This window comes from Neisseria iguanae (assembly GCF_003013245.1).
Lineage (GTDB): Bacteria > Pseudomonadota > Gammaproteobacteria > Burkholderiales > Neisseriaceae > Neisseria > Neisseria iguanae.
In genome coordinates this window covers 65,595-75,742 of the sequence record NZ_PXYY01000001.1, presented here as the reverse complement: position 1 = coordinate 75,742, position 10,148 = coordinate 65,595, and the positions used below count along the sequence as shown (strand labels likewise).

Here is a 10,148-nt window from a genome sequence, read left to right as displayed (position 1 = left end):
AGTTTCGGAAGCTGGCCAAAACCCAAGGCGCATTCCCCAATGAAACCGGCCTGCTGAAGCTTTTATATGGCGGTATCGGTAAGGCTTCGGGGAAAAATGGACGATGCCGATTGCAAACCGGGGGCAGACGCTCCCGCAGTTGGCGGTTTGTTTTGACGACCGGCCGGACGGCATTATCCGGTTGCAGAATTTAAGCTGACACAGGATTTTGAACGACCTCAATCGGCAATACTTGCCTGAATCTTATAAATCCTCTTCGAACCTATCTGTCTGCGTGATATTTCCTAGCGTTACTTACAAGATCAAAAAAACAGTCCCCAAACCACCCATAAAGCGGCAATACTTGATATTTGCCTTGTGATATCCACCATCCGTCAGAGAATGAGGGGCTCCTGATACCTGATTAAGCGTAATGCCTGCCGGAGCGTTGCCTTTCAAACAGATATTGATAATCCAAGTAAGTTTACCAAGAATATTTCACCCCCAGCCAGAACTGACGGCCTATTTTATAAGATACATCACGCTTTTTTTCCTGCCATGTTGGCGTATAAACTTTTTTGCCGACAATTTTGCGGTTAAATACATTCAACACATCCAAATTCACTTCCAGCTTTTTTGTTTGCGCCAGTGGTTTTGCCCATGAGAAATGCCAGTCTGCAATCAATGCCGGATTATATTTGATTTGGTCGAACTTAGCCAGATTGCCGACATAGCCTTGGCAAAGCCGTGTGAGTTCGGAGGTGCAGCGGATATTCTCCTGCGTGTATTCTAGCGTCCCGGGCGAATAGCGCCAACGTTGTGTCCAGGTAAGGTACCATTTGGGCACAGTCAGCTCTGTTTCGATAAAAGCATTCCATGGTTGGTTGAAATCCATTGCAGGCAGCTCGTCAGGAGCTTTCAGCTTGCCATCAACCAACACTTTCTTTACGTTCCATTCCCCCCAGTCGTAACGTTGAAACGTACCGGTTTGATTAGAACGACGTTTGTTATAATCAGCACCCAGCCGCCAGCTCAATAATGCAGGACCTAGATTCCACGGGCGGTTCAGAGCTGCTGAAAAACTGAACGTATCGTTGTCGGAACGGCCCGTATTGGCTAGAACACGGTAGGTGTGACCGCTTTCATCCGTTTTTTCTGTAGTTAGAAACTGGTTTCGGCTGTTGCGGCGTACCCATTTCAATTGCCATTCACTGTTGCCGATATGCTGTCGGATACCCAAATTCCATTCATTGCTATACGGTGTTTTCAAATTACTGCCGTCGTAACGCGGTTCTTTCAGCTCGCGCGATGTCCACGGGTCGTCTATCTCGAAACGGTCAAAATTACGTTGGAATACATAGGCACTGCGTAATTTATAAGTCAGCATTTCACTGCCGTAATAACGGTTGGCTCCGCCGAATACATACAATTTAATCGGTTTCAGCGGTAAGCGGTAATCAAATACGAATCGCGGCGCGATGTCGGTATTTTTTAAAAAATTGTTGTAATCCAAGCGGATGCCTGGTTTTAAGCGCAGATTGCCTTTTTCAATATCATCTTCAAGATAAAAGGCAAGATTATGTGTACCCACTTTGATGTTGGCCGGGTAATTGTAAGCATAACTGGTAAAAAATTGTTCACCCGGAATACATTCAGTACAGTCTTTTCGATAAGTTTTCCGAGCGCCTCCGTAAATAATGGTGGTTTTTTTACGCTCAAATCCTTTGTCGGCATACTCTACTTCCCAACCTGTATTAAAACGGTGTTTCCAGCCACTCCAACCCGCTTCGTTAAACTCGAAATGTTGCTGCAGGTTAATGTGCTTGCCAAACGAACGGCTGGTACCAATACCACCCACGGCAGCCTCATCGACTTCGGGATGGGTAGTCCAATTTATCGACGGCGTATCGTCGTTATACCGATATAAATCATCCTGATCATAGGCGCTTTTTTCTTCCGTACTGCGATAGCTTAATTTAGTCTGCATTCTGCCGAAACCGATATAGCGCTCCCAATCCAAATCAAAGCGCCAACCGCCCCCGCTGTTGGTAAAGCGACCGTCTTTATAGTTGGCCGGATAGTAAGTCGCATCATGTGGAGAATAGATTACCGTTGCCGACAGATTGTTATCATCATTGATGCGGTGCTTTCCTCGTAACAGAAACGTATCAGCCAACCGCCTTTGCTTGGTTGACTGTTTCAAATGTTGATGGAAAAAAGGAATCGAAGAATGCTGGCGGCTATAAGAAAACAACACTGCCGAATCTTCGCCGACAGGTTGGTTAACTGCGAGATTGGATTCATACTTGGTAAATTTCGGCTGAGTATCAGAAGATTGGGCTTCTCGGTATTCGTCAATATATAGCGGGTCGATATAATAACGAGTCCAAGTATGGCGGGTGGTACGGAAAGATAAGCTGCCAAATGGCTTGTCTACATTTGGGTTGATTAAGTCAACATCTACCACCCCGCCGGTAAAACGGCCATATCGTGCAGAAATATTACTGTCTCTAACCTTAATATTCCCCACTAAAGAAGGGCTTATCCAAAACGCTTGCGGATGGCCTGCAGGCAACGCACCTACTGTATGCGAATTTACCGTATCTGCATCCAACTGTGTATTGGAGCCATTATGTGCAGGGTTGAAATTGCTGTCGTTACTCACACCGTCAATCGAAAAACGGTTGTTGTAAAACTTCTCACCATGAAACGAAATATTCGGCGGTGCAATTTCCCCTGCGCTGTCCGCCGTGCCTTCTGTATTCGAAAACTGCACGCCTGGGCTGGTACGCAATAAATCATTGACGGTACCGTTGCCCTTAGGTATCGCGGCGATCCTATCTTGATTCCAGACATTTCCTTCCGACCGAGCTGTGTATGGTTCTCCTTTTACCACTACCGTATTAAGCTCTACGATATTATTTTGCACCTTGTCTGCCCAAACAGCTTGCGACAAAAAAACCAAAGAGACTCCTAAAGCGATTTTAGTTTTTTCCATTGTTCAAAATTCTCATAATAAATGTTATAACGTAACAATTATAAGTAAATTTTCGTACAAAAGAAAGATAATATGTGAAAAGGCGCTTTTAAGGTTATTCTAACTACAATAGAAGGAGCTGTCTTAGATAACCAGGAATTCAAATTAAGTCAGAATTATCCCCATGCGTAAAAGTCGTCTAAACCGGTACAAACAAAATAAACTCATTGAACTGTTTGTTGCAGGAGTTACCGCCCAACCAGCATCCGGGTTAATTGGCGTAAATAAAAATACCGCCTCCTATGTTCTTCACCGTTTACGATTAATTATTTATCAAAACGGCCTGGAAATGTTTGATAGGGAAGTTGAAGTTGATGAAAGTGATTTCAGCGGGAAACGTCAAGGCAAACACGGTCGCTGTGCGGCCGGTAAAGTCACTGTATTCGGGCTTTTGAAGCGAAACTACTGTTACTGAACCCAATACGCAAACAACTGCATTGCTGCCAATTTTCCGTGAACAGGTTACACCTGACAGCATTGTTTATAGCGGTTGTTATCGCCGTTATGACGTACCAGACCTGAGTGAATGTTCACATTTGCGCATAAATCACAGCACACATTTTGCCGGGCGACAAAACCACATTAACACAATTGAACACTTTTGGAATCAGGCAAAACGCCATTGACGCAAGTTTAACGGTATTGCCAAAGCACATTTTGAGCTGTATTTGAAGGAATGTGAACCACATTTTGACAATAGTGAAATACAAGTTCAGATTTCCATTTTAAAACAATTAGTAAAGCAGGACTTATTCTAATCATCTAGGACAGTTCCTAAGGTTTCATTTGGAAACATGGTTTTCAGACAGCCTGTACAAACCGATAGCGACATCAATAAGCCGTCTGAAAAAACGGCTTGATTCAAGTTAACAAGAATCAAGCCGTTTGCCTCAATGTTAATTATTCAGCCGTCGGTACGTCCAACAGCACTTTCATTGACAAGCGCACGCGACCACGGTCATCTACTTCCAAGGCCTTCACTTTGACGGTTTGGCCGACTTGCAGGTAATCGCTCACGTTTTTCACACGCTCATGGGCGATTTGACTGATATGTACCAGGCCGTCTTTACCCGGCATCACAGACACAATCGCGCCGACGTTGTTGTCCAAGATTTTCACCACAGTACCTTCATACACTTTACCCACTTCCACTTCGGCAGTAATCTGTTCGATACGGGCTTTGGCGTTATCGCCGGCTTCCTGCGTGGTCGCGGCGATGGTAATGGTACCGTCTTCGGCTATGTTAATTTCGGTGCCGGTTTCTGCAGTCAACGCACGGATGGTTTCGCCACCTTTGCCGATCACGTCACGGATTTTGTCTTGGTTGATTTTCATTGTAAACAGACGCGGGGCATGTGCCGACAATTCTTGCGGACCAGCCACAGCTTCCTGCATTTGCGCCAAAATGTGCAAACGGGCTTCTTTGGCTTGTGCCAGCGCGATTTGCATGATTTCTTTGGTGATGCCTTGGATTTTAATGTCCATTTGCAGCGCGGTGATGCCTTCGGTGGTACCGGCTACTTTAAAGTCCATATCGCCCAAGTGGTCTTCATCACCCAAGATGTCGGTCAATACGGCGAATTTGTTGTTGTCCAAAATCAAGCCCATGGCGATACCGGCAACGTGTGCTTTCAACGGCACACCGGCAGACAACAGGCTCAAGCAGCCACCGCATACGGAAGCCATGGAAGAAGAACCGTTTGATTCAGTGATTTCAGAAACCACGCGCATGGTATAGCTGAAATCTTCCGGTGCCGGCAATACTGCCAACAGCGCGCGCTTGGCCAACCGGCCGTGACCGATTTCGCGGCGTCTCGGCGCACCGACGCGGCCGACTTCGCCGGTAGAATACGGTGGGAAGTTGTAGTGTAGCATGAAGCGGTCGGTATATTCGCCACTCAAGGCGTCAATAATTTGTTCGTCGCGCGAGGTACCTAAAGTAGCCACTGCCAAGGCTTGGGTTTCACCTCGCGTGAACAGTGCCGAACCATGCGTGCGCGGTAAAACGTCGGTTTGGATGTTCAGCGGACGTACGGTGCGGGTGTCGCGGCCGTCGATACGCGGTTGGCCGTCCAAAATCTGGCTGCGCACGACATCGGCTTCCAAATGTTTGAAAATACCTTTGATTTCGTTGGCAGACAAGGTATCTGTTTCTTCGGTAATCAAGGCTTCTTTTACAGATGCCCATGCTTCGTCCAATTTGGCCGAACGTGCTTGTTTCGAGCGGATTTTGAAGGCTTCGCCAATCGCATTACCGGCAATTTCGCGCACTTTGGCCACCAATTCTTTATTGGTTTCCGGTGCTTTCCAATCCCATACTTCAGGGTTTACTGCATCGGCAAATTCATTGATGGCTTTAATCGCCGCCTGCATTTGGTCGTGACCGTAAACCACTGCGCCCAACATCACGTCTTCAGACAGGATATCGGCTTCGGATTCCACCATCAAAACGGCTTTTTCAGTACCGGCAACCACCAAATCCATTTGAGATTCAGCTAATTGCGCTTTGGTCGGGTTCAATACGTACCCACCGTTGACATAGCCCACGCGGGCTGCGCCAACCGGACCGGCAAACGGGACGCCGCTCAATACCAATGCGGCAGATGCACCCAGCATAGCCGGAATGTCAGAGTCAATCTCAGGATCAACCGACACCACCATCGCCACGATTTGGATGTCGTGGTAGAAGCCTTCAGGAAACAGCGGACGAATCGGACGGTCGATCAGACGGCTGGTTAGGATTTCTTTTTCGCTTTGTTTGCCTTCGCGTTTGAAAAAACCGCCCGGGATTTTACCGGCAGCATATGTACGTTCCAAATAATCTACGGTCAACGGGAAAAAGTCTTGACCTTCTTTCACGTCTTTGTTGGTGGTAACGGCAACCAATACTACGGTATCACCCATAGATACTTTAACGGCCGCAGCGGCTTGGCGTGCAATTTCGCCGGTTTCTAAAGTAACGGTTTGATCGCCGTATTGGAAGGTTTTTACGTGTTTGTCGAACATGTTTGTCCTTTCGCTGTTGCCGCACCGCTAAAACACTAATGATGCACACTGAAGCGTTAATGTGCATGGTTAGGGTTTCAGGCTGATGCGGCGGGTTTGTGATTAATATTCAGGCGGCCTTTTTGAAACCGCCCAAACAATGATTATAACGGCAAACAGCCGCTAAATCCATATAATAGTGAAACCACTAAAACTGGTACAGTGTCGACGCGCCTTGGCACTAAGAATGATTTTGTAAACCACTGAAACGGTAACAGAATCAATTCCGTACTGTTTATCAATCATTTATTGATTCCGCTATAGTGTTTTTATACAAACGGCAAAAAGGCCGTCTGGAAGCAGATTTGCTTTCAGACGGCCCAATCAATATTCAGCGCGTCAATAAACTCAACGCTTCTTGATATTTTTCAACGGTTTTCTCAATCACTTCCGTCGGCATTTTTGGTGCCGGCGCTTGTTTGTTCCAACCGCTTTGTTCCAACCAGTCGCGCACAAACTGTTTATCGAATGAAGGCGGATTGGTGCCGACTTCGTATTGGTCGGCTGGCCAGAATCGGCTTGAATCGGGCGTGAGCACTTCGTCCATTAAAGTCAATATGCCATTTTCATCCAAACCGAATTCAAATTTGGTATCGCAAATGATGATACCTCGTGATTTGGCGTATTCGGCCGCTTCGACATAAAGCTGAATGGCTTTTTCGCGCACTTCGGCCGCCAATTCTTTACCGATAATTTGTCCGCATTGTTCAAAGCTGGTGTTTTCATCGTGGCCGCCTACCTCGGCTTTGGTCGATGGCGTAAAAATAACTTCCGGCAACTGCTGCGCTTCCTGCATACCTTCAGGCAATCGAATATCGCAAACGGTACCTGTTTTTTGGTAATCTTTCCAACCGCTGCCTGCCAAATAGCCACGCACAATGGCCTCTACTTTAACCGGCGCGAGTTTTTTCGCCACTATGGTGCGTTTTTCCAATACTTCAGCCTCGTTCCCCGGCAAAACATCGTAAACGGTATCACCAGTGAGATGATTGGGCATGATATGTGCCAGCTTTTGGAACCAAAAATTGGAAATCTGCGTCAGGATTTCACCTTTGGTCGGAATCAGGTCGTCCAAAATCACGTCAAATGCCGACAAACGGTCTGAAGCGACCATCAGTATACGCTTGTCGTCGATTTCATATAAATCACGTACTTTACCCGAATAAATTTTTTTCAAACTGATTGCCGCCATATTTGGAGTCTTTCCAGTCAGGATACCAAAGGGGTTATTTTAGCCGAATTTCTTTATACAAGGCAGCCTTTATTTTATATGCAGGCTGCCCTAAACCTTTGCAAAACCGCTAAAACCCCTCTAAATCCAGCTTGAAAGAATTTAACGGAATTTTCCATAGTCTGCTTCTTCCACCAACAAGCCCAAATCACGATGGCTAAGCACATTGACAGTTCCCCTTTCATCAAACCCAACCAAGTACTTGATTGGCTGCCCGTAGAATTGCGCCACCAACACAAGACCCGTTACCTCTGCGGCCACCGAGACTGTCCTGCCTATCCGCTGCGGCCATGTTCAAAGCCAGTGTATCTGCCAAGAAGGTAGCTTTCAGACGGCATTATGCGCAAAGCACACAGGGGCAAACCTGTAACAGGAGAAGACAGGCAGCGAAACAAGCAACTGTCGGAAGTCAAACAAACCTTGGGGAGCTTTACACCGGAAATCCGGCTGCCTGAAAGACAGGAAATGCGCCTTGAAAAGAGGAAAATAAAAGTGGGAGCGGCACTAAAATAAAGGTAAAAGTGGTTAATCGCTAACCCAATTAACCGCTTTGGTTGGTGTGTTTATATTTTGAAAAGGCCTCTGTCCATCTGAAAATCACGCTAATAATTTTTCAGACGGCCTTTCAATTAATTAAAGGTAGCCAACTACACCATCATGACATCATTATCCAAGTCATCACGATAAATGGTATCGAGTTCACGCGGGTAAAATTCAGCCAACGCATGGCTGACCGCCTGCAAGCCGTTTTCCAAACCTTGGATGTATTTTTCCTTACGGAAATATTCACGAATCAAATCACAAATCTCCTGCCATTTTTCCTGTGGTACTTTCCGGCTGACCTCACGGTCGGCTACAATTTCAACCACATGATCAGCAAAAGAAATATACACCAACACGCCGCTATTGTGTTCGGTATCCCATACACCCAATTGGCCAAACCATTGCAGCGCACGGGTATGCGGATCGACATTGGACAATATCTCGCTATTGGCATAGCGAGATTCGACCACAAATCGGATTTGACCGGCATGTTTTTGCTCGGAAAAACTGATTTCACAGCTGAGGCGCTCCAAGTCGGCAGTAGGGAAAAATTTCTCCACACGCCAACGCGGATATTTCCAGTGTTGCCATAAACGTTTAAATCTGTTTTGTTCCATTACCAGCTCCCTGAAGCACCGCCACCACCAAAATTACCACCTCCGCCGCCGAAACCGCCGCTACCAAAGCCGCCTCCGCCGCTTCGCCAACTGCCGCGTGGCCCACTGCCGCCAAAGCCGCCACCGAAACCACCGCCACCTCCTCCGGAAATGAAAACACTAGAACCTAATAAGAAAGTGAACAAGGTTCCGCCGATGGCTGCAATGATGCCAATCCACAATACCCAACCGAACATAGCAGTTAAGCCGAACATCACTCCGCCGGTAATCAAGCTGCCTAAAATACGGCCGAAAATGGATTTTAAGAAACTACCGGCCACTAACGGCACAAGCAGTAACATTATCCACGCATCTTCACCGGCCGATTCCGCATATTCACTGGTTACTGCTTCCGGCAAACCTTCTCCGGCAATCAGCCTTTCGATTTGTCCGACAGCCTGGTAAATCGCGGCATTAGTTTGGCCTTGCTGTAAATACGGCCGCATCACATCATCTAAGATGCGCTTGGCGTAAACATCAGGAATCGCACCTTCCAAGCCGCGACCGACTGCCAAATGCGTTTTTCGCTCATCCCGCACCAATAGCAGCAATACGCCGTCATTGATGTCTTTGCGGCCCAACTGCCATGTTTCCATCACACGCAAAGCGTAATCGAACGGGCTTTCCGGAAAAATAGCCGGCACGGTCAACACCACAATCTGACTGCCTTTTTCTTTGCTGTATTGTGTCAAATGCGTATTCAGTTCGACACGCGCTTCCGCCTCATCATCTGCGCACTGTCCATTACCGGCGCTGTAAGTGGCGGAATGGCAGCCAATTCGGCAGCAAACAGTAATAAACTGCCCAGCAGCATGACCAGCGCAAGCCCTGTTTTGTGAATCGAAAACTGCATAGCTTTGCCTTTCCGGATTTTATGGTCAAACCATTAAAACATGATTTCAGACGGCCTGTCCGTCATGGACAGGCCGTCTGAAAAATTAACCCTTAAAACTGCACTTTAGGCGCATTGGAAATTGCACCTTCATTTTCGATGCTGAAGTTGGCGCGCGGCTGCATACCGAAAATTTTTGCGGTAATATTTTGTGGGAACTGACGCAAAGTGGTGTTATAAGTCTGCACCGCTCTAATGTAACTGTTGCGCGCGATGGAAATACGGTTTTCCGTGCCTTCCAATTGCGCCTGCAAATCACGGAAATTTTGGTCGGCTTTCAATTGCGGATAGTTTTCAGACACCACCAGCAAGCGCGATAACGCACCGCTCAATTCGCCCTGCGCTTGTTGGAATTGCTTCAATTTCTCGGGATTGGCCGCATCTTCCGCACTCAATTGCACGCTGCCGACTTTACTGCGCGCTTCGGTTACTTTGGTGAACACCTCTTCTTCATGGGTGGCGTAGCCTTTGACCGTATTCACCAAATTCGGAATCAAATCTGCGCGGCGTTGATATTGGTTTAACACTTCCGACCAAGCGGCATTAGCGGCTTCGTCTTCCGTCTGCATGGTGTTGTACCCGCAGCCGCCCAAACTGAACATAGACGTCATCACAGCCAAAACAGCCAACCATTTTTTAAACATTGCCCTCTCCCTCATCATAATAAATAATGTGTCAAAAAATTTTCCATTACGCATCATTTTTCAAAGCCGTCTGAAAACTTGTTCTTGTTTTAGAGTATAACCTAAAAAATATTTTTTGATT

At 46.9% G+C, this 10,148-nt stretch carries 8 protein-coding genes and 2 pseudogenes; 3 read left to right on the top strand and 7 right to left on the bottom strand.

Annotation, left to right across the window (positions count from 1 at the left end):
* A pseudogene (locus C7N83_RS14395) lies at positions 1–199 on the top strand (IS256 family transposase); the annotation flags it as partial.
* Positions 200–463: 264 nt separating this feature from the next.
* On the opposite strand, the gene C7N83_RS00370 reads toward C7N83_RS14395, so the two are convergent.
* A complete protein-coding gene (locus C7N83_RS00370) occupies positions 464–2,977 on the bottom strand; it encodes a TonB-dependent receptor plug domain-containing protein (RefSeq protein ID WP_106739790.1) in 2,514 nt (837 codons plus the stop codon).
* Positions 2,978–3,140: 163 nt separating this feature from the next.
* Between C7N83_RS00370 and C7N83_RS00365 the strand changes: the two are divergent.
* A pseudogene (locus C7N83_RS00365) lies at positions 3,141–3,774 on the top strand (IS1595 family transposase).
* Positions 3,775–3,916: 142 nt separating this feature from the next.
* Here the strand turns inward: C7N83_RS00365 and pnp are convergent.
* Complete coding sequence (gene pnp, locus C7N83_RS00360) at positions 3,917–6,022, bottom strand: polyribonucleotide nucleotidyltransferase (protein ID WP_106739789.1); 2,106 nt, start codon at positions 6,020–6,022, stop codon at positions 3,917–3,919.
* A gap of 370 nt (positions 6,023–6,392) precedes the next feature.
* Positions 6,393–7,253 carry a phosphoribosylaminoimidazolesuccinocarboxamide synthase gene (locus C7N83_RS00355; RefSeq protein ID WP_106739787.1) on the bottom strand — a complete coding sequence of 287 codons (861 nt, stop codon included), beginning with the start codon at positions 7,251–7,253 and terminating at the stop codon, positions 6,393–6,395.
* Between the two features lie 378 nt (positions 7,254–7,631).
* On the opposite strand from C7N83_RS00355, the gene C7N83_RS14390 reads away from it, so the two are divergent.
* Positions 7,632–7,805 carry a hypothetical protein gene (locus tag C7N83_RS14390; protein ID WP_170064742.1) on the top strand — a complete coding sequence of 58 codons (174 nt, stop codon included), beginning with the start codon at positions 7,632–7,634 and terminating at the stop codon, positions 7,803–7,805.
* Between the two features lie 134 nt (positions 7,806–7,939).
* Here the strand turns inward: C7N83_RS14390 and C7N83_RS00350 are convergent, their stop codons facing one another.
* From C7N83_RS00350 to C7N83_RS00340, 4 genes are all read right to left on the bottom strand, one after another.
* Positions 7,940–8,452 carry a TPM domain-containing protein gene (locus C7N83_RS00350; RefSeq protein WP_106739785.1) on the bottom strand — a complete coding sequence of 171 codons (513 nt, stop codon included), beginning with the start codon at positions 8,450–8,452 and terminating at the stop codon, positions 7,940–7,942.
* Positions 8,452–9,183, bottom strand: a complete 732-nt coding sequence (locus C7N83_RS00345) for a TPM domain-containing protein (protein ID WP_245911059.1) — start codon at positions 9,181–9,183, stop codon at positions 8,452–8,454. The genes C7N83_RS00350 and C7N83_RS00345 overlap by 1 nt, the downstream gene beginning before the upstream one ends.
* 8 nt (positions 9,184–9,191) lie before the next feature.
* A complete protein-coding gene (locus tag C7N83_RS15515; RefSeq protein WP_245911058.1) occupies positions 9,192–9,344 on the bottom strand; it encodes a hypothetical protein in 153 nt (50 codons plus the stop codon).
* Positions 9,345–9,436: 92 nt separating this feature from the next.
* Complete coding sequence (locus tag C7N83_RS00340) at positions 9,437–10,027, bottom strand: LemA family protein (protein WP_106739782.1); 591 nt, start codon at positions 10,025–10,027, stop codon at positions 9,437–9,439.
* Positions 10,028–10,148 lie beyond the last annotated feature (121 nt).

Bases quoted from the DNA above. Each gene is read 5' to 3' on its own strand.
- C7N83_RS14390 (WP_170064742.1), top strand. From the start codon at position 7,632: ATGCGCAAAGCACACAGGGGCAAACCTGTAACAGGAGAAGACAGGCAG.
- C7N83_RS15515 (WP_245911058.1), bottom strand. From the start codon at position 9,344: ATGCAGTTTTCGATTCACAAAACAGGGCTTGCGCTGGTCATGCTGCTG.
- C7N83_RS00340 (WP_106739782.1), bottom strand. From the start codon at position 10,027: ATGTTTAAAAAATGGTTGGCTGTTTTGGCTGTGATGACGTCTATGTTC.
- pnp (WP_106739789.1), bottom strand. From the start codon at position 6,022: ATGTTCGACAAACACGTAAAAACCTTCCAATACGGCGATCAAACCGTT.
- C7N83_RS00350 (WP_106739785.1), bottom strand. From the start codon at position 8,452: ATGGAACAAAACAGATTTAAACGTTTATGGCAACACTGGAAATATCCG.
- C7N83_RS00355 (WP_106739787.1), bottom strand. From the start codon at position 7,253: ATGGCGGCAATCAGTTTGAAAAAAATTTATTCGGGTAAAGTACGTGAT.
- C7N83_RS00370 (WP_106739790.1), bottom strand. From the start codon at position 2,977: ATGGAAAAAACTAAAATCGCTTTAGGAGTCTCTTTGGTTTTTTTGTCG.